This window comes from Microbacterium sp. P03, assembly GCF_043556235.1.
Taxonomy (GTDB): Bacteria; Actinomycetota; Actinomycetes; order Actinomycetales; family Microbacteriaceae; genus Microbacterium.
This window is the reverse complement of the sequence record NZ_JBIGIM010000001.1, coordinates 496,313-514,843: the sequence shown is the minus strand read 5'-3', so window position 1 is coordinate 514,843 and position 18,531 is coordinate 496,313. Positions and strand designations below refer to the sequence as shown.

The 18,531-nt window shown below is 69.4% G+C and carries 21 protein-coding genes; 8 read left to right on the top strand and 13 right to left on the bottom strand.

Annotation, left to right across the window (positions count from 1 at the left end; translation table 11 throughout):
• Nucleotides 1–41 precede the first annotated feature (41 nt).
• The gene (locus tag ACFXOO_RS02460) at nucleotides 42–320 is read left to right on the top strand and encodes a hypothetical protein (RefSeq protein WP_378837547.1); all 279 of its coding nucleotides are present in this window, start codon (nucleotides 42–44) and stop codon (nucleotides 318–320) included.
• A 133-nt stretch (nucleotides 321–453) separates the two neighbouring features.
• On the opposite strand, the gene ACFXOO_RS02455 is transcribed toward ACFXOO_RS02460, so the two are convergent.
• The 3 genes from ACFXOO_RS02455 to ACFXOO_RS02445 are packed head-to-tail and all read right to left on the bottom strand — an operon-like array spanning nucleotide 454 to nucleotide 2,728.
• Nucleotides 454–858 carry an arsenate reductase ArsC gene (locus ACFXOO_RS02455; RefSeq protein ID WP_378837544.1) on the bottom strand — a complete coding sequence of 135 codons (405 nt, stop codon included), beginning with the start codon at nucleotides 856–858 and terminating at the stop codon, nucleotides 454–456.
• Nucleotides 855–1,427 (bottom strand): GNAT family N-acetyltransferase, encoded by a 573-nt coding sequence (locus ACFXOO_RS02450; protein WP_378837542.1) that lies wholly within the window; start codon nucleotides 1,425–1,427, stop codon nucleotides 855–857. Before ACFXOO_RS02450 ends, ACFXOO_RS02455 begins: the two co-directional genes overlap by 4 nt.
• A complete protein-coding gene (locus ACFXOO_RS02445) occupies nucleotides 1,415–2,728 on the bottom strand; it encodes an FAD-dependent oxidoreductase (RefSeq protein ID WP_394562692.1) in 1,314 nt (437 codons plus the stop codon). The genes ACFXOO_RS02450 and ACFXOO_RS02445 overlap by 13 nt, the downstream gene beginning before the upstream one ends.
• Nucleotides 2,729–2,814: 86 nt before the next feature.
• On the opposite strand from ACFXOO_RS02445, the gene ACFXOO_RS02440 reads away from it, so the two are divergent.
• From ACFXOO_RS02440 to ACFXOO_RS02430, 3 genes are all read left to right on the top strand, one after another.
• Nucleotides 2,815–3,165 carry an ArsR/SmtB family transcription factor gene (locus ACFXOO_RS02440; RefSeq protein ID WP_378837537.1) on the top strand — a complete coding sequence of 117 codons (351 nt, stop codon included), beginning with the start codon at nucleotides 2,815–2,817 and terminating at the stop codon, nucleotides 3,163–3,165.
• Nucleotides 3,162–3,869, top strand: a complete 708-nt coding sequence (locus ACFXOO_RS02435) for an aquaporin (RefSeq protein WP_394562691.1) — start codon at nucleotides 3,162–3,164, stop codon at nucleotides 3,867–3,869. The genes ACFXOO_RS02440 and ACFXOO_RS02435 overlap by 4 nt, the downstream gene beginning before the upstream one ends.
• A 62-nt stretch (nucleotides 3,870–3,931) precedes the next feature.
• Nucleotides 3,932–4,510 carry a Dps family protein gene (locus tag ACFXOO_RS02430; protein ID WP_378837532.1) on the top strand — a complete coding sequence of 193 codons (579 nt, stop codon included), beginning with the start codon at nucleotides 3,932–3,934 and terminating at the stop codon, nucleotides 4,508–4,510.
• A gap of 24 nt (nucleotides 4,511–4,534) precedes the next feature.
• On the opposite strand, the gene ACFXOO_RS02425 is transcribed toward ACFXOO_RS02430, so the two are convergent.
• The 8 genes from ACFXOO_RS02425 to ACFXOO_RS02390 form a co-directional block, all read right to left on the bottom strand.
• The gene (locus ACFXOO_RS02425) at nucleotides 4,535–5,635 is read right to left on the bottom strand and encodes a DNA glycosylase AlkZ-like family protein (RefSeq protein WP_394562690.1); all 1,101 of its coding nucleotides are present in this window, start codon (nucleotides 5,633–5,635) and stop codon (nucleotides 4,535–4,537) included.
• A 40-nt stretch (nucleotides 5,636–5,675) separates the two neighbouring features.
• Nucleotides 5,676–6,194, bottom strand: a complete 519-nt coding sequence (locus tag ACFXOO_RS02420; RefSeq protein ID WP_394562689.1) for a GNAT family N-acetyltransferase — start codon at nucleotides 6,192–6,194, stop codon at nucleotides 5,676–5,678.
• Nucleotides 6,195–6,242: 48 nt separating this feature from the next.
• A complete protein-coding gene (locus ACFXOO_RS02415; RefSeq protein ID WP_394562688.1) occupies nucleotides 6,243–6,986 on the bottom strand; it encodes an NUDIX hydrolase in 744 nt (247 codons plus the stop codon).
• Between the two features lie 83 nt (nucleotides 6,987–7,069).
• Complete coding sequence (locus ACFXOO_RS02410; protein WP_394562687.1) at nucleotides 7,070–8,374, bottom strand: M18 family aminopeptidase; 1,305 nt, start codon at nucleotides 8,372–8,374, stop codon at nucleotides 7,070–7,072.
• Between the two features lie 377 nt (nucleotides 8,375–8,751).
• A complete protein-coding gene (gene fdhD, locus ACFXOO_RS02405) occupies nucleotides 8,752–9,723 on the bottom strand; it encodes a formate dehydrogenase accessory sulfurtransferase FdhD (protein WP_394562686.1) in 972 nt (323 codons plus the stop codon).
• Nucleotides 9,724–9,783: 60 nt separating this feature from the next.
• Nucleotides 9,784–10,872, bottom strand: a complete 1,089-nt coding sequence (gene moaA, locus ACFXOO_RS02400; RefSeq protein WP_378837519.1) for a GTP 3',8-cyclase MoaA — start codon at nucleotides 10,870–10,872, stop codon at nucleotides 9,784–9,786.
• Between the two features lie 212 nt (nucleotides 10,873–11,084).
• Nucleotides 11,085–11,363, bottom strand: coding sequence for a hypothetical protein (locus ACFXOO_RS02395; RefSeq protein ID WP_394562685.1), 279 nt, complete (start codon nucleotides 11,361–11,363; stop codon nucleotides 11,085–11,087).
• A 17-nt stretch (nucleotides 11,364–11,380) separates the two neighbouring features.
• Nucleotides 11,381–11,782: a PPOX class F420-dependent oxidoreductase gene (locus tag ACFXOO_RS02390; RefSeq protein ID WP_378837515.1), complete on the bottom strand. Its 402-nt coding sequence runs from the start codon at nucleotides 11,780–11,782 to the stop codon at nucleotides 11,381–11,383.
• 47 nt (nucleotides 11,783–11,829) lie between these two features.
• Between ACFXOO_RS02390 and ACFXOO_RS02385 the strand changes: the two genes are divergently transcribed.
• Nucleotides 11,830–13,122 carry an FAD-dependent oxidoreductase gene (locus ACFXOO_RS02385; RefSeq protein ID WP_394562684.1) on the top strand — a complete coding sequence of 431 codons (1,293 nt, stop codon included), beginning with the start codon at nucleotides 11,830–11,832 and terminating at the stop codon, nucleotides 13,120–13,122.
• A gap of 110 nt (nucleotides 13,123–13,232) precedes the next feature.
• Here the strand turns inward: ACFXOO_RS02385 and ACFXOO_RS02380 are convergent, their stop codons facing one another.
• Nucleotides 13,233–13,457: a DUF2945 domain-containing protein gene (locus tag ACFXOO_RS02380; protein WP_378837511.1), complete on the bottom strand. Its 225-nt coding sequence runs from the start codon at nucleotides 13,455–13,457 to the stop codon at nucleotides 13,233–13,235.
• 166 nt (nucleotides 13,458–13,623) lie between these two features.
• On the opposite strand from ACFXOO_RS02380, the gene ACFXOO_RS02375 reads away from it, so the two are divergent.
• The 3 genes from ACFXOO_RS02375 to ACFXOO_RS02365 all read left to right on the top strand — a co-directional run bounded on the left by ACFXOO_RS02375 (nucleotide 13,624) and on the right by ACFXOO_RS02365 (nucleotide 16,968).
• Nucleotides 13,624–14,199, top strand: a complete 576-nt coding sequence (locus tag ACFXOO_RS02375) for a DUF2510 domain-containing protein (RefSeq protein ID WP_394562683.1) — start codon at nucleotides 13,624–13,626, stop codon at nucleotides 14,197–14,199.
• A 161-nt stretch (nucleotides 14,200–14,360) separates the two neighbouring features.
• A complete protein-coding gene (locus ACFXOO_RS02370) occupies nucleotides 14,361–15,872 on the top strand; it encodes a SulP family inorganic anion transporter (protein ID WP_394562682.1) in 1,512 nt (503 codons plus the stop codon).
• Between the two features lie 67 nt (nucleotides 15,873–15,939).
• Nucleotides 15,940–16,968 (top strand): LLM class flavin-dependent oxidoreductase, encoded by a 1,029-nt coding sequence (locus ACFXOO_RS02365; protein ID WP_394562681.1) that lies wholly within the window; start codon nucleotides 15,940–15,942, stop codon nucleotides 16,966–16,968.
• A gap of 16 nt (nucleotides 16,969–16,984) precedes the next feature.
• Here ACFXOO_RS02365 and ACFXOO_RS02360 read toward each other — a convergent pair whose 3' ends face one another.
• Nucleotides 16,985–18,394, bottom strand: a complete 1,410-nt coding sequence (locus ACFXOO_RS02360; RefSeq protein ID WP_394563183.1) for an SDR family NAD(P)-dependent oxidoreductase — start codon at nucleotides 18,392–18,394, stop codon at nucleotides 16,985–16,987.
• Nucleotides 18,395–18,531 lie beyond the last annotated feature (137 nt).

The window sequence follows — 18,531 nt, the reverse complement described above, 5'->3', positions numbered from 1 at the left end:
ACACGCAGTCTCATCAACGTGATAACCAACAAGGACACATCATGACCAACACCACCGCGGACACCCGCGTCTCCCGCGTCTCCACCGAGACCAAAGCGGCTTTCAAGACGACGGAGTTCATCGTCTACATCGTCGTGCTCATCGCCATGTTCATCGCCTCCGCCGTCGTGGACAGCAACGAGGACGGTCAGGGCTTCGGCGCCGAGCAGGTCTGGCTCTACGCCACCCTGTTGACCATCGGATACATGATCAGCCGCGGCTTGGCCAAGTCCGGCAGCCGCGAGCACTACGACCGCGACGAGGCCAGCGCCCGCCGCTGACCCTCGCACCGGAACGTCATGGACGCTTCGGACCACGGAGATCGACGATGGCCCTCTGCGACGCAGGGGGCCATCGTCCTTCCCAGGGAGCGCGGGGATCATCCGTCCGCCGTCGTAACGGCGGTCGGAGCGGCTATGCCGTCCGGAGCTCCGCCAGCAACGCCTCGACCCGCCCGCGGATCTCGTCGCGGATCGGACGGACCGCTTCGATGCCCTGGCCGGCGGGATCGTCCAGCTCCCAGTCCTCGTAGCGCTTGCCGGGGAAGATCGGGCAGGCATCCCCGCACCCCATCGTGATCACGACATCGGATTCGCGGACCGCGTCCACTGTCAGCACCTTCGGCGTGTGACCTTCGATATCGATGCCTTCCTCGGCCATGGCCTGGACGGCTACCGGATTGATGGAGTCCTTCGGCGCAGATCCGGCGGAAAGGACCTCCACATCATCTCCGGCGAGCTCCCTCAGGTAGCCGGCGGCCATCTGGGAGCGCCCGGCATTGTGGACGCAGACGAACAGGACAGTGGGTTTCGTGCTCATGAGGGTCTCGCCATCTCTTGGTGGTCATCTGAATCAACGCGGGTCTCGACGTCTGCCGGGTTCGTGGCGCGGCGCCGCTCGATCAGCAGCGTGTCCCGCCAGCTTCCGGCATGCGGACCGGCGCCCGCCCGGGCGATCCGCTCCCGCCGTCCGACCACGCGGAAGCCGTTCTTCTCGTGCAGCCTTCGACTGGCGGTGTTCTCGGGAAAGATGCTCGACTGGATCGTCCAGAAGCCTGCCGCGTCAGCCGCCGTGATGAATGCCTGCAGCAGCGACGTGGCGACACCCGCCCGCCGCGCCTCCGCATCGACGTACACCGAGTGCTCGATCACGCCGCGGTACGCCGCGCGGGAGGAGACGGCGGATGCCGCGACCCAGCCGACGACCGCCCCGTCCGCATCGACCGCCACGAAACGCAGACCGGTCAGCTTTCCTGCGTCGAAGGACTCCCATACCGGGGTGACCACTTCGAAGGTGGCCTCCCCCTCGAGCATGCCCTGCGCGTAGATCCTCTCGACGGCCGGCCAGTCGGATGCGTACATCGCGCGGATCTCCGTCACGCGCAGCATCCGTCCCCGGCGCCGTCCGTGGAGCACACGCCCGTCGCGGGCAGCACGAGTTCGACCGCTGAAGCCGACCCCATGTCGCCCGCGAGCCACGCTGTCACGGATCGCACCTGCTCATAGCCCGTCGCGAGCAGGAACGTGGGCGCCCTCCCATAGGACTTCATTCCGACGATGAAGAACCCCGGCTCGGGGTGCGAGAGCTCACGGAAGCCGTGCGGTTCGACGGTGCCGCACGAGTGCACGTTGGGGTCGATGAGCGGGGCGAGTCGCTTCGGCGCCTCGACGATGTCGTCGAGATCGAGGCGGACTTCCCGGAGCATCTCGAGATTCGGGCGGAAGCCCGTGGCGTTCACCACCACATCGGTGGCGTGGGTGACGAGTTCGCCGCGCCGGTGCCCCACGAGCTCAGCGGCCCGTGCCCTCCGGTGCGCCCGGATGATCTCGAATCCATCGACGACGACGATATCGCCGCGCCCGACCGCACGATCGACCCGGTCTCCGAGATGAGCGCGACCGATCAGCTCGTCGTCCGAAGAAGACGAGACACGCACCGCGTGCGAGGCGCGAATGAGCCAGGTCACCGTCGTCCCCGCCTCCTCGCGGGCGAGCGTGACGAGGGCGAGCAGTGTATTCGCGGCGGAATGACCGGCACCGACAACGGTGACCCTTCTGCCGGCGAACCGCGCGCGGTCGCGTCCGAGCACGTCGGGCAGCGCCGGCGACACGAGGTCGGCGATCTCCGTCGCCCCGATCAGCTCGAGTCCGCTCGATGACAGCGGGTTCGGCGATCGGTAGGTGCCTGACGCATCGATCACCGCTCGAGCGAGGACGTCCTCGATCCGGCCGTCCGCCGCACGGATGCGCACCGCGAATGGCGTGGTGGCCCGAGACTTCGTCCGCGTGCGGTCCATTCCGTCACGGGACACCGCCAGCACCTCCACCCCTGCACGGATGCGAGAGGCGATCCCCTCGCACCCCGCGAGCGGCGCGAGATAGTCGGCGACGAGCTCCGCGCCGGTCGGCGCGCGTTCGGGCTCGGAGAGACTCCAGCCCACCGTCTCCAGCAGGCGGCGCGAGGCAGGATCGACCAGGTGCTTCCACGGGGAGAAGAGCCGGGTGTGACCCCAGGCGCTCACGCTGGCCGCGGCATCCGGCCCGGCTTCGAAGACGACGAACTCGATGTTCCGCTCGAGCAGATGCGCCGCGGCCGACAGGCCTATCGGTCCGGCCCCGATGATGACCACCGGCAGCGTCGACAGCACGGGCGTCTGCACGACACGGGGCGTCAGATCGATCAAGGTCACGGCAGCCTCCTGCGATATCGATCACCGTCGATATCCGATTGTCCCCGCATCTATCGACGCTTGTCAATATCGACTATCGTCGATGTATGACGACCATGATCGAGGTGACGGACGTCTCGGCCGCGACCTGCCGCACACCGCTCGTGCGCGAGCCGTTGACGGCCGCCGAAGCGGCCGATCTCGCGTCCACGATGAAGGCCCTGGCCGATCCCACCCGCCTGCGCCTCCTGTCCATCGTCGCCGCATCCGAACACGCGGAAGCCTGCGTCTGCGACCTCATCGAGCCGGTCGGGCTCAGCCAGCCGACGGTCTCGCACCACCTCAAGATCCTGACGGCGGCGGGCTTCCTGAGTCGCAGCAAGCGCGGCACGTGGGCGTACTTCACGCTCGTACCGGGTGCGCTGGATCGCGTGTCTCAGCTCCTCGTCGCTCCGTGATCAGCACGGTCAGATCCGCCACCGGCGAACTGCTGGGGAGCGCCGGATTGGCGGCGGTCGTCGTGGGCTCGGGCATCGCCGCGCAGCGACTCTCCCCCGCCGACACGGGTCTTCAGCTCCTCGAGAACGCGCTCGCCACCGCGCTGGGACTGGGAGTGCTGATCCTGGTCTTCTCCCCTGTCTCGGGGGCGCACTTCAATCCTGTCGTCACCGTCGTCGACATCGTGCTGCACCGTCGCCCGTGGTCCGTCGCGGCCGTTTACCTGCCGGCCCAGGTCATCGGATGCATCGCCGGGGCTGTGCTCGCGAACCTCATGTTCGCCGTTCCGGCGGTGGACTGGAGCACGACGGACAGATCGGGCCCGCACCTGCTGCTGTCGGAGACGATCGCCACGGCGGGCCTCATCGTCGTCGTGTTCGCTCTGGCTCGTTCCGGGCGGTCCCACCTCGCGGCACCCGCCGTCGGCGCCTACATCGGCGCGGCGTACTTCTTCACGTCTTCGACGAGCTTCGCGAATCCTGCCATCACCGTCGGCCGCATGTTCACCGACACCTTCTCGGGCATCGCTCCTGCCTCGGCGGCGCCGTTCATCGCCGCTCAGCTCGTCGGGGCAGCGATCGGCTGGGGGCTGGTGCGTCTGCTGTTCCCGTTACGGGTTCCCACCCCGGCCGGTGACCGGGCCGGTGCCCGCCGACGCGGCTAGCATCACCGGCAGCCTCATGCAATCCCGGCGACGATGCCGGGCCTCCCCCGTACCGTCGAGGTATGGCAACGACAACTGCAACCAAACCGGCCGCGTCCAAGACCCCGAGCGCTGCGGCGAAGAACAAGCGGCGCCCCGCCCGCGGCGCCGGTCTGACCGATGAGCAGAACGCCGAAAGCGGCTTCTTCGCGTCGGCCGAGCTGAGCGAGAACATGCAGAAAGTGCTCGTCGACCTCATCGAGCTGGCCTCGCAGGGCAAGCAGGCGCACTGGAACGTGGTCGGGAAGAACTTCCGCGACACACATCGACAGCTCGACGAGATCATCGAGGAAGCCCGCGAGTTCAGCGACACGATCGCCGAGCGGATGCGGGCGCTGCACGCCCTTCCCGACGGGCGCAGCGACACCGTGGCCGAGACCACCACGCTCCCCGAGTTCCCGCAGGGTGAGATCGACACGAGCGAGGTCATCGACCTCGTGACCGAGCGCCTCGAGGCGACCATCTCGACCTGCCGTGAGGTTCACGACGACATCGACGACGAGGACCCCACGAGCGCAGACATCCTGCACGCGATCCTCGAGAAGCTCGAGCAGTTCGCGTGGATGGTCAGCGCCGAGAACCGGGTACCCGGCGCCCGCTGATCGCGATGTGGACGTCGTCGCGGCTCAGGTGCCGTCGGCGACGTCCACTCCCAGCCACTGCGCGAGCTCATCGATCTCGGCGCGGACCATCTCGTGCTCTTCAGGGGCGAACGGCTCGAACTCGTGGACGGCGTTGATGCGCAGCATTCCCCGTTCCGCTGTTCTGTCGACCTCGGCGTCCAGCATGCCGACGAAGCGATCGCCCATCAAAATGGGATGTGCGAAGTACCCGAAGCGGCGCTGGGACCGAGGCTTGAACTGCTCGAGCACATAGCTGAATCCGAAGAGCTCCTCGAGGCGCGGCCGATCGAAGAGCATGCCGTCGTACGGGTTGAGGAAGGCGATGCGTCCGCCCGCATCGTCGTCGAGGGCCGCGAGTGCCGCCGGGTCGACACGGTAGCGGCGACTCGAGCCCGCAATCGTGGCGGGGACCCCGGCGTCGCCCACGGGCGTCCACGGTGATCGTTGCTTCGCGATGCCGGCCGCCTCGAGCCGGCGCTCGTCCAGGAGGCGGGCCGCGTCGTCTTCGCCGTGCTGAGGAAGATCTCGGGGGTAGACGCGCTCGGCGATGTCCCACCGGCGCTGCCGCCCCTCGCGACCTACGATCGCGACGCGGCCCTGCCGAAGCAGGAAGTCCAGCATGTGGGGCACCTGGTTCGATCCCGACCATCCGTCGGGTGCACGGCTGACCTGCGAGGTGTCGGGGATGCCGGAGGCGAGCATCGGGCCCTCCGCGCGCAGCCTTGCGAGCACGTCCCGCCGAAACCGGTCGTTCGCCACGAGCCACTGACGCGTGCTGTCGCGGCGCGGCCAGTGCCGCATCGCCGGCAGCATGAGCGGAAGCAGGCTGATCGGACGGAAAGCGCCGTCGAACTCGAACAGCAGCCGGTCGATCTCGACAGCCTTCACGAGCTGACCCGCCTCGTACGACCAGCCGATGCGCGACCACAGGATGGTGTGCTCGCTGGGGGCGATCGTCTTCGTCGGGTCGATCTTGATCGCGCCGATCTGCTCGGCGACCTCGACGACGTCGCCCGGGCGCTCGGCATCGAGCAGCTGCGCACGCACGGCTATGCGCCGCGCCTGGTCTCGCGTGAGCTGCACGGCAGTCGGCTTGGTCACCACGTCCCGAGGGTAGCGCGGGCCACGGACGGCGCCTCGATCGTCAGTCGCGGGTGCCCGTTCGGCCGGCGAGCGCCGCCAACTCGTCGCCGACGAGACGCTGTGTGGTCCACTCCGTCATCGCCACCGCTCCGATCGAACGGTAGAAGCCGATGGCCGGCGCGTTCCAGTCGAGCACGGTCCACTCGAGACGCGAATACCCGCGCTCGATGCACACCTCGGCGAGCGACGCGATGAGTGCCTTTCCGTATCCCCGCCCCCGATGCTCCTCGGCGATGTGGAGATCCTCGAGCCAGATCCCGTGCCTGCCCGTCCACGTCGAGTACGTCAGGAACCACAGCGCGATACCCAGGATCTCGCCGTCGCTTCCCGCGACGACGTGCGCAAAAGCCCGCGGCGCCTCTCCGAAAAGTGTCTGCGTCAGCGCCCCCACGGTGTTCTCCACCGCATCGGGCTCGCGCTCGTAGTCGGCAAGCGCCTGGATACCCGCGAGGATACCCGGCTCATCGCCCGGACGCGCTTCGCGCAGGACGGCACCGTCGGGGAGGTTGTGGATGGCCATGGTTCGAGCGTAGCGATCGCGACGGGCGCGGCATCCGGTGGTCGGTCGTCAGCGGATCTCGGGCACGTCGTCCGACGGCACGACGATCGGCAATTCGCGCGCATCGTCCCACGGCTCGGTCCACCCCAGGCGATCGAACAGCCCGTCGAGCAGCATCCCGGTGAAGCCCCATACGAGGTACTCGCCGTCGTCGTGCGCCACGACGAACCCCGGCCCGCGCCATTCCTGACCATCGCGGCGCATGATGGTGACGCCGCGGCGGGCGGGATCGAGCAGGTCCGCCACGGGCACGCGGAACACGTCGGCGGATTCGGCGGTGTCGACCACGCGGATCGGGGACGGATGCCGCCACCACCCGATCACGGGGGTGACCACGTGTCGCGAGTAGGCCAGGGGTACTTCCGGCAGGATTCCGAGCACGTCCACGCCGGTGGGGTCGAGGCCCGTCTCCTCCCATGCCTCCCGCAGGGCGGCGTCGATCGGTCCTGCGTCGCCGGGATCGACGCGTCCGCCGGGGAACGCGATCTGCCCGGCGTGCGCGCGCAACGTCGTCGCGCGTGCCAGCAGCAGCACGTCGAGGTCGCGCGGGACGGCCGTCGAAGGGCTTTTGCTCGGGCGCTCGTCCATCACCCCGAACAGCATGAGCACGGCCGCCGGACGCGCGTCGGCGCTGGTCGGCAGGTCGGCGATCGAGACCAGTCCGCGGCTGTCGCTCCGCGTGCCTTCGTGCATCGACGCTGCGAGAGCCTCGAGCTGATCCCGAGCACTCTGCGAGGCGTCACGAACGGGCATGCTTTCAGGCTACGCCGCTCGCGCGGGTTCGATTCCGCACGGCCCCGGGCACAGCATCCGCCCCCGCCCGGCGCCCGTCCGACTCAGCCGCGGAAGAAGACCTCCGCCACCCGCGCCAGGTCGTAGAGATCGCTGACGCCGGCGAGCTCGCGCGCCGAGTGCATCGACAGGATCGGGATGCCGACATCGACCGTGCGGATACCGAGCCGTGTCGCGGTGATCGGGCCGATCGTCGAGCCGCACGGCACGGCGTTGTTCGACACGAACTCCTGGCTGACGACGCCGGCCTGGGCGCACCAACCGTTCCATGCGGCCGCGCCGCCGGCGTCGGTGGCGTAGCGCTGATTGGCGTTGATCTTGAGGATGGGCCCCGAGCCGAGGATGGGGCGGACGACCGGATCGTGACGCTCGGGGTAGTTGGGATGCACCGAGTGTCCGACATCGCTGGAGAGACACCAGGAGGCTGCCATCGATCGCATCTGCTGCTCGCGGTCGGCTCCGAGAGTGAGCCAGATGCGCTCCTGGACGTCCAAGAGGAACGGTCCCGCGGCGCCGCTGCGGGTCGCGGAGCCGACCTCCTCGTGATCGAAGACCGCGAGCATCGCGATGTGGTCGGCGTCGAAACCGTCAGCGGCGCGCTCGAGCGCGACCACGCCGGCGTGCACCGATGCGAGGTCGTCGAGCCTGCCGGACGCGAAGAACACGTCATCCTTGCCGAACACCTGCCCGCGCGAGGAGTCCGCCGTGATGATGTCGAAGCCGCGGATGCGCGCCGCATCGACGTCGGCGCTGCGGGCGAGTTCGCCGAGGATGTCGGCGGATGCCGCGTCCCCCAGGCCCCACACCGGCTGGGTGTGCGCCTGCTTGTCGAGTGTCAGACGATCGTTCTGCTCACGATCGAGGTGGATGGCGAGCTGGGGCAGCCGCAGCAGCGGTCCTGTCGCCGCCAGGACCGAGGTGCCGTCGTCGAGCACCAGACGTCCGGCCAGTGTCAGCTCCCGGTCGAGCCACGAGTTGAGAAGCGGGCCACCGTAGATCTCCACACCGGCCTGCAACCAGCCGAGCCTCCCGGTGGTCGGCTGAGGTTTGAGCACGAAGCCCGGCGAATCGCTGTGCGCCCCGAAGATGCGCGTACTCGTCGCGGCGGTGGCTGTCGCCGGCACGACCCAGGCGATCACCGCCCCGTCGCGGAGCACGAGGAAACGTCCCGGCTTTCCGTCCTTCGTGCCGGTCGCGTCGGGCCAGGCGGCGCACTCGTCGAGTGCAGTGAACCCGGCGTCGATCATGCGCTCTGCGACGGCGGCCGCAGCATGGTAGCTCGAAGGCGAGGCCGCGACGAAGTCGGCGAGGTCTTCGGCGTGGGCACGGGCGGTCGAGGGTGTCGGCATGCGGGCTTCCTGGGTTGCGGGGGCGTTGGTTTTCGGGGGCCGTGGGTTGTTCGGGGCGCATGGCGGTGCGGGGTGCTGCGGTGCGGGGGTGTGAAGGGGCTGTGCCGGGTGCTGTGGTTCGATCGTAGTTCGGGAGGTGCACCGGCTCGGCAAAGGACCATTCGTCCTGGAATCCCCACCGGGAGGTCGGGCTCGGATCCCCCTCCGATCGCGGTCACCTGTGCGGTGGGCGTGGGATCCTCCGCCGATGGATCGTCCGGGGTCGCGCCGCACGGCATCTCCCGGCGGCGCAACGGCGGCCGGCCTCGGGCGACTGGCCTGGGTCGACTGAGATCGGGGAGGCTGGTCTAGGGCGAGCGCACGAGTGCATCAGCGCGTCAGCGCACGGACGCGACCTGGGAAACGTCGGCGACCTCTTCGGCCGCAGCAGGCGGCGCGTCGAGCGTGATGCGGTCGGCACGGGAGTACACGTTCATCGACTCACCGCGGAGGAAGCCGACGAGCGTGAGCCCCGAAGCATCCGCCAACTCCACCGCCAACGAGGACGGAGCAGACACCGCCGCGAGGATCGGTATTCCGGCCATCACCGCTTTCTGCACCAGTTCGAAACTCGCGCGACCCGACACCTGCAGCACCGTGCCGGTCAACGGCAGGCGATCCGCGAGCACAGCCCACCCGATCACCTTGTCGACGGCGTTGTGGCGGCCGACATCCTCCCGGAGGACGAGCAGTTCACCTGTCGCCGCGTCGAACAGCGCCGCCGCATGAAGGCCACCCGTCTTGTCGAAGACCGCCTGTCGAGCGCGCAGCTCGTCGGGGAACCGGGTCAGCGCGCGCGCCGACAGGGTCGAGGCATCCGTCGCCACGTCATACGACGAGACCGTCTCGACCGCATCGATCGACGCCTTCCCGCACATGCCGCACGAACTCGTCGTGTAGAAGTTGCGCGTGAGGTCGGGCGACGGCAGCGCCACATCGGGAGCGAGGCTCATATCCAGCACGTTGTAGGTGTTGCCCGGATCCGTCGACGCCGAACCGGGCGCGCCCCGTCCGATGCTCAGCAGCCCGGCCGACCCCGCGCTCCCGAGACCGCCCTGCCCGCCCGTGCCGGGCCCGCCGCAGTGGATGGCCGACCGGAACTGGTCACCACGAGAGATCACACCCTCCGAGACGAGGAATCCCGCCGCGAGCTCGACGTCGTTCCCGGGCGTCCGCATCGTGATCGCCAAGGGGGTTCCCCCCACCCGGATCTCGAGCGGCTCCTCCACCGCGAGCGTGTCGGAACGACGGACCGCACCGCCCGCGAGGGTGATCTTCACGACCGGTCTGCGTACGGTGATGCGCCCCATCGCGCCATGCTAACCCGGCCTGCACCGCCAGGCTCGATCAGCTCCCGGTCGATCGCCGACTCAGCCGCCGATCGCGTTCATCCCACGCGCCGGCTGGAGGAACGACGGATCGTTGATCGCGTGACCCGGCAGTTTGCCTCGCACGCAGGATCGCAGCATCCGATCGATCTCGGCGTCCGGTGCGCCCGCCCGCAACAGGGGCAGCAGGTCGTACTCCGTTGTGGAGAACAGGCAGTTGCGCAACTGACCATCGGCCGTCAGGCGCATGCGGTCGCAGTTGCCGCAGAACGGAGCCGTGACCGAAGCGATCACGCCGACCGTCGCGGGTGGCCCACCGGCCGGCACACCGGCACCCTCGAGCACGAAGCGCTCCGCAGGAGCACCACCCCGCCCGGGCACGGGAGTCAGCGTCCACCGTGCGCCGAGGGTCTCGAGGATCTCCTCACGCGTCACCATCTCCGCCCGACTCCACGTGTGTCCGGCATCGAGCGGCATCTGCTCGATGAATCGCAGCTCGGCACCGTGTCCGATCGCGAACGCGACCAGGTCCACCAATTCGTCATCGTTGACACCCCGCATCGCGACGGCGTTCAGCTTGAGTGGGCGCAACCCGGATGCCGCCGCCGCAGCGATCCCCTCGAGCACGTCGTCCAGGCGATCCCTGCGCGTCAGATCGCGGAAACGATCGCGGTCGATGGTGTCGATCGAGATGTTGACGCGATGCAAACCGGCATCGATCAATGCCGGCAGCATCTCGCGCAGCCGGATGCCGTTCGTGGTCATCGCCAGCTGCACCGGCCCGGCGGGGCTCTCGATCGCCGCGAGGCGACGGACGACGTCGACGATGTCGGTCCGCAGCAGCGGCTCGCCACCGGTCAGTCGGAACGTGGTGACTCCCGCAGCGGCGGCGACGCGGGCGATCCGCTCGATCTCGTCGAGCGTCAGGATGCTCTGCCGCGCCAGCCACTCGTTGCCCTGCTCGGGCATGCAATACGTGCAGCGCAGCGAACAGCGGTCGGTGAGCGAGATGCGGAGGTCACGATGCACCCGCCCGTGCGTATCGATCAAAGGACCGGATGCCTCGACCTCAGCCTCGTCCGCACCATGCATCGGTCGCCGAGGAGCGAGCGTGAGGGGAACGGCGACCATGGTCCGAGGCTACCCGCGAGATCACGCGGTCGGGTCCGCCTCGGCGGACGTCCGGGCTTTTCCCTGCCGCACTCGGCGTCATGGGGGGAAGGGGCAGCGGCACGGGGCAGCCCGTGCGGGCGCGCTCAGTCCGGCGGGCGCCACACCGGGCGGCGCTCCGCCCGGACGACGTCCGGTCGTGGCGGCGCGGACTCGTCGGTCGACAGGCGACTCTACTCGAGGTTCGCGTATCTGTCATGCGCATCGCGCACGTCGGAGCGCCGACTGAAGATCGGTTCTGCTTCGTCGAAGAGCAGCACCGGAACGTCGTCGTCGGCACTCGGGGCCGCGCGCGCACTCGCCGCCACAACCACCGTGCCGGGCTCGAGCCCCAGCATTCGGGCGAGGCCCTCCGGCAGCACGACCGAGCGCGATTCACCTGCCGCCGGCCGGAGCGAGGCCGCGGCATCCCACACCGGTGTCCCCGGCCGGATCACGCGCACGTCGGACACGCTGGCGACCTGCCGACCTACTGCTTGGTGGACCGCTCGATCGACATGACCAGGATGACGCGGTCGGCCTTGTCGGGCGGCGGAGTCTCGCTGGGATTGCCGTACCGGTTCTGCAGGCGCACGTAGAACGCGCCCTCGGGGTCGGGCTCGATGTCGACGAGCGAGCCCGCCACCTCGAGGTACCGGAACACATTCTCGGGATCGATGATCGACAGCGCCATCGACGGGTTGTGCTGCAGATTCCGGTACTTCTGGCGCTTCGTCGTATGGGTGAAACGGACGTGCTCGCCGTCGAACTCGAACCACATCGGTGTCACCTGGACGGTGTCGTCGGGACGGACGGTGCCGAGGTGTCCGTACAGCGGACCCTCGAGTAGATGGCGGTATTCGCGGGGGATGATGTCATCGACGGTCGGCATGACCCCAGTCTGCCGGATGCGTCCGCCGCACGCCTAGGCTCGATCAGGTGGAGCAGCACGACGTGATCGTCATCGGCGCGGGCCTCGCGGGACTGCGCTGCGCGACACGTCTCGCGCAGGAGGGGCTCGACGTCGTCGTGCTCGAAGCGGCCGACGTCGTCGGTGGACGCGAGCGCACGGACGACGTCGACGGCTTCCGCCTCGACCTCGGGTTCCACGTGCTGAACCCGGCCTACCCCGCGGTGCGGCGCTGGGTCGATGTCGATGCTCTCCGGATGCGGCGCTTCCCCGTCGGGGTGCGCGTTCGTCGCGAGCAGGGCGGGCGCGGCTCCGGTCACGGCGTGGGCGTTCTCGGACATCCCCTCCGTCACCCGTCGCTGATCCTTCCGACGCTGCGCAGCGGTCTCGTCTCACCCGCCGATCTGACAGCCGTGACCCGATGGGCTGTCCCGGTGCTGCTCAGTCCCCGGCGCGTGATCGACGGGCAGGACGAGACGCTGCGCGAGGGCTGGGACCGTGCGGGCCTGACCGGGTCGCTCCGCGCCGAGGTGCTCGAACCGTTCCTCGCGGGCGTGATCGCGGACGACACCGGCACGACCTCCGACGTTTTCGTGAAACTCCTCGTGCGCATGTTCGCGCTCGGCCGCCCCGGCCTTCCCGCGCGCGGCATCGGCGCCCTGCCCGTGCAGCTCGCCGCCGCCGCGACGGACGCCGGTGCCGACATCCGCCTCCGCCAGACGGTCACCGCCCTCACCCGTCGCGCAACGCACACCGAGGTGCACGTCGCGCACGCCGACACGGTCAGGGCGCGCGCCGCGGTCGTCGCAGTCGGACCGGGCGTCGTCGCCGACCTCGTCGACATCCCCGCGCCGGTGACGAAGGGTCTGCAGACCTGGTGGTTCGACGCGGATGCCGGAGCCGCAGCATCCGCTCTCATCAGTGTCGACGGTCGCCGCGCGGGCCCCATCGTGAACACCGCGGTGATGTCGCGCACGCTCCCGTCGTACGCACCGGCGGGCCGGGACCTCGTGCAGGCGACGTGCCTGCTCCCCTGGGCTGCCCGGACAGACGCACGCGCCGCGCCGCGCGAGGCGGACGTCCGTCGACAGCTCGGCGAGATCTGGGGCACGGATGCCGCGACCTGGCGACTCATCCGCCGCGACGACATCCACGACGCCCTCCCCGCCCAGACCGCACCGCTCCGGACCACGAGCGCGGCGCGCATCGACGACCGGATCTACGTGGCCGGCGACCACCGCGACACCGCGTCGATCCAGGGTGCGCTCGTCTCAGGCGAACGGATCGCGCGCGCGGTGCGCGCGGACCTCCGCGGGGACTGACGCCGGACGCGGGCGTCACCGGACGCCCGCGTCAGCGGCGGTCGGTGCTGTGCCCGCGAGCGTGACACGACTCCGGAGCTCACACGTCGGCTCACCGCGTCGCGGGCACGCTACTTCTTCGCCCGCGGCTTCAGCTTGCGGAGAGCACCGCCCTTGTGTGCGGCTTCGGCGTCGGTCTTCTCCGAGCGCACGATGTACGCGGGGTCATCGTTCGATGCGGTGAAGTGCTGCCCCGCGAATTCGAAGTCCTTCGTGTGCGTCTTGACGACTTCACCCTGGGTCCGTCCCTGCGGCGTGCTCCAGCTGACGCGGTCGCCTTTTTCGAGCTTCGACATCGACTCACCCTTCCCGTTGTGGACCCACGGTAGGTGTGATCCGTCATGACTCTCGAGGGGTTGCGCGGAAAAGCGCCGCACGGTAGCGGCAGGGCACGCGACCATGCCGCTGCGGCACCCCGCCCACGCCCGGATGCCGGCCTCCCGCGCGGACTACTCTCGACCCATGGTCACGGCAGAGGCGGGCTGGTACGACGACGGCACCGGCAGGCATCGGTGGTGGGACGGCACGCGTTGGACGGACCAGTTCGTCGACTTCACCGATCCCGAGGTCGTGCTCCACACCGACAGCCGGCCGCTGGGACCCACCACCGGAACGTCCGGGTGGTTCGACGACGGACGTGGGCGGTCGCGATTCTTCGATGGCCGCCAATGGACCTCTCAGACGCGGTTCAGCCCCGAGGCGCGTGAATGCGCGGGCATCGTGGTCGACGGGCGCTGGATCCACTGCGGCGAGGCCAGCCTGCCGGTCAAGGACGTCGTCGCCGCTCTCTCCCCCGTCGACGCGATCCGCCGGCGCCCGGCGCTCCGCGACGCGGTGATCCGCAAGAGCCTGCTCGGCCCCGGAGGCACGCTGTCGGGCCGAGCTTTCGGCAGGCTCGACGGACGGATACCGGCCGTCTCGATCGAAGGCCCGCAGCAACTCTGGGTGAGTCCGGTGCGGCCGCGCGACGAGGCCGCAGCCTCAGCGTTCGTGGTCTGGGCCAACGCGTCGGCCGAGCATTACCGCTACCGGGAGTGAGCCCGCCCGCCGTCGTCAGGGACGGTCGGACCCCCGGTGGTCGTTGTACACGACGGTAGAATCGAGAGGTTCGCCATCTCCCGTGCGACCCACCGCCTCTTCTCTTCCCGCGTGCGCCCGCTCGTCTCGCCGAGCCGCGCGCGCACCGTCTGGAGACATCCATGACCGCCGGATCCCCCGCAGTCGAGCGCGCCGCTCGCACCCGCATCGAGCCGACGGTGCTGCAGGCGTTCCGCAGCCCTCGGCTGCTCACGCGCGAGGTGCTGGCCGGTCTGGTGGTCGCGATCGCCCTGATACCCGAGGCGATCGCCTTCTCGATCATCGCCGGGGTCGACCCCCGTGTGGGGCTCTTCTCGTCGTTCGTCATGGCCGTCGTCATCTCGTTCACCGGCGGTCGGCCGGCGATGATCACCGCGGCCACGGGCGCCGTCGCCTTGGTGCTCGCGCCCATCGCGCGCGAGCACGGCGTCGACTATCTCATCGCGACCGTGCTGCTGGCGGGCGTGATCCAGATCGTCCTGGCCGTCCTCGGCGTCGCCAGGCTCATGCGCTTCATCCCACGCAGCGTCATGGTGGGGTTCGTCAACGCGCTGGCCATCCTGATCTTCATCTCGCAGGTGCCGCAGCTCGTCGGTGTGCCGTGGGCGGTCTACCCCATCGTCGTGGCCGGGCTCGCCATCCTCCTCTTCTGGCCACGCCTGACCCGCGCCGTGCCCGCGCCGCTCGTCGCGATCGTTCTGCTCACCGGCGCGGTCGTCGTGCTGGGAATCGCGGTGCCGACCGTGGGCGACCAGGGCGCACTGCCCGAGAGCCTGCCCGCGCTGCTCCTGCCGAGCGTCCCGTTCACCTGGGCGACGATTCAGCTCATCGCCCCTTACGCACTCGCCGTCGCGGTCGTCGGCCTGCTCGAGTCGCTGATGACGGCCAAGCTCGTCGACGACATCACCGAGACCCGCTCCGCTAAGACGCGTGAAGCATGGGGGCAGGGTGTCGCGAACATCGCCTCCGGCTTGTTCGGCGGCATGGGCGGCTGCGCGATGATCGGCCAGACGATGATCAACGTCAAGGCCTCGGGAGCGCGCACGCGCATCTCGACGTTCCTGGCCGGGGTGTTCCTGCTGATCCTCGTCGTCGCGCTCGGCGACGTGGTCGCCGTCATCCCGATGGCGGCTCTGGTGGCCGTGATGATCCTGGTCTCGGTCGCGACGTTCGACTGGCACAGCATCCGCCCGTCGACGCTCCGCCGCATGCCGATCGGAGAGACGGCCGTGATGGTCGTGACCGTCGTGTTCACCGTGTGGACCCACAATCTCGCCATCGGGGTCGTGGTCGGCGTGATCGCCGCGATGGTGATCTTCGCCCGCCGTGTCGCCCACTTCACGACGGTGACGCGGTCGCTCGACGGCGACATCGCCCGCTACGACGTCGTCGGTGCGCTGTTCTTCGCCTCGAGCAACGACCTCACGACCCAGTTCGAGTACGCCATCGACCCGCCGCACGTCGTCATCGACCTCTCGCGGTCGCACGTGTGGGACGCCTCGACCGTCGCCGCCCTCGACGCGATCGTCACGAAGTACCGGCAGCACGGCGTCGCCGTCGAGCTGACGGGCATGAACGATGCGACGACGGCCTTCCACGGGCGCCTGACCGAAGGTGTCGGCGGCGGGCACTGACCCTTCCGCTCGGAAGGCTTCCTCCATTCACCGGAATGGATGCCACATCCGCACTGTTGCACTCCCCATGCAACGTTTCGGAACCCTCTCCTTCGGACACTACGGACCCCTCGGGGGCGGACGACAGCTCACCGCGGGCGACTCCCTCCACCAGGCGATCGACCTGGCTCAGGGAATGGACGATCTCGGTGTCGACGGTGCGTACTTCCGCGTCCATCACTTCGCCCGCCAGCAGGCCTCTCCCATGCCGCTGCTCGCGGCCATTGCGGCGCGCACGCAGCGCATCGAAGTCGGCACCGGCGTCATCGACATGCGCTACGAGAACCCGCTGTACCTCGCCGAAGAGGCGGCGGCGGTCGATCTCATCAGCGATGGCCGACTCGCCCTCGGCGTGAGCCGCGGGTCACCCGAGTCCGTCCTCAACGGCTACGAGACGTTCGGGTACACCGGATCGAAAGACCCTCGCGGCGCGGACCTCGCGCGTGAGCACTTCGAACTGTTCCTGCGCGCGATCGAGGGCGAAGGACTCGCCGAGCGCGACCCGATGAGCCCGTTCGGTGCCGGGTCGGGCCTGCAGCGCATCGAACCGCAGTCCCCCGGTCTGCGCTCGCGCATCTGGTGGGGCGCCGGCAACCGCGAATCGGCCGAGTGGGCGGGCCGCATGGGCGTGAACCTCATGTCGTCGACCCTGCTGACCTCCGCCGACGGCCGCCCGTTCGACATCCTTCAGGCGGAGCAGATCGACGCGTTCCGCGCCGCCTGGCGCGAAGCCGGACATGCGGGTGAGCCCCGCACCTCCGTCAGCCGCAGCATCTTCCCGATCACGACCGCCGAGGAACACGCGTACTTCGGCGGACGGCAGGACGGGGATCAGATCGGCATCATCGACGGCATGCGCTCGACCTTCGGGAAGACGTACGCAGCGACGCCGGAAGTGCTCGTCGAGCAGCTCCTCGATGACGCCGCCATCCGCACGGCCGACACGCTCATGCTGACCATCCCGAGTCAGCTCGGCGTGGAGTTCAACCTCCGCATCGTCGAGTCGTTCGCGAAGTACGTGGCGCCCGCGCTCGGCTGGGTCGGCACGAAGGTCTGAGCGGCGCGCGCCCGGCTCACCATGCGCCGGGCGCGTAGTCCTTCAGGAAGACACCGAACACGTCTTCGCCCGCCTCGCCGCGGACGATCGGGTCATACACCCGCGCAGCGCCGTCGACGAGGTCGAGCGGGGCGTGGAAGCCCTCTTCGGCGAGCCTGACTTTCGTGTAGTGGGGCCGCTCGTCGGTGATCCACCCGGTGTCGACCGCCGTCATCAGGATGCGGTCGGTCTCGAACATCTCACGGGCACTGGTGCGGGTGAGCATATTCAGGGCGGCTTTCGCCATGTTCGTGTGCGGATGCCCCGGCCCCTTGTAGCCGCGGCCGAAGACGCCCTCCATCGCCGACACGTTCACGACGTACGTGCGCCGCGCAGTCGAGGCCGCCATCGCCGGGCGGAGGCGGGAGACGAGCAGGAACGGCGCCGTCATGTTCGCCAGCTGCACCTCGAGCATCTCCAGGGGCTCGACTTGGTCGACGTTCTGCGTCCAGCTGTTGATGTGGTGCTCGTCGGGAACCAGACCACCCGCGTCGATGGCCGTTCCTGCGGCGAGCCGCTCGAGCGACGACGAACCCGCCGCCATCGCATCGGCGGTGAGCTCGTCGGCGGTTCGCGCGGCGGCAGCCAGGATCGGGTGGCTCGAGACCGACTGGGCGAGCGCCATCGGATGCGCGTCGTTCGTGTGCCCGAAAGTCAAGAGCTCGGGCAGCGGACCCGTGGGCAGGGGGGCGAGCTCCGCATCGACGAGGGGCTTGTAGGCTCCCGCCGAACGTCGCACCGTCTGCGCGGCGTTGTTGATGAGGATGTCGAGGGGGCCGTCGGATGCCACGGCATCGGCGAGCGCGATGACCTGTGCCGGGTCTCGGAGATCGATGCCGACGATCTTGAGCCGATGGATCCACTCGCCGGAGTCCGGCAGGGCGGTGAACCGCCGCACCGCGTCGCGCGGGAATCGCGTCGTGATCGTCGTGTGGGCACCGTCTCGCAGCAGCCGCAACGCGATGTACATCCCGATCTTGGCGCGCCCGCCGGTGAGCAGTGCGCGCTTGCCGGTGAGATCGGTGCGCGCGTCGCGCTTCTCGTGACTCATCGCCGCGCACTCGGGGCACAACTGGTGGTAGAACGCGTCGACGAGCGTGTACGGCTTCTTGCAGATGTAGCACGCGCGAGGCTTCAGGAGCTCGCCCGCGGTGGGCGTGCGGGTGCGCGTGGCGAGCGGGATGCCGCGCGTCTCGTCGTCGATACGGTCGGGCGCACCCGTGGCCGTGGCGGCGACGACGGCGCGGTCCGCGTCGGCGATCCGCGCGCGCTTGGCGAGCCGGCCGAGCTTCTTGACGTCTTTGTACATCTTCCCCGTGGCACGTCGGAGGGCGATGTAGTCGGGGTCCTCCGCGTCGAGCTCTGACACCGCGTCGAGGACGCGCAGAGCCGTCGCGAGCTCTTCCGGGGTGAAGGGAGCCGGAGCGGGGGGTGCCGTCGCCTCGGAGTCGCGGGGGGCTGAGGGATCGGAGGGCACACGGAATTCTATCCGAGCACGTCGGTGTGTACCTGAGCGCGGGTCGA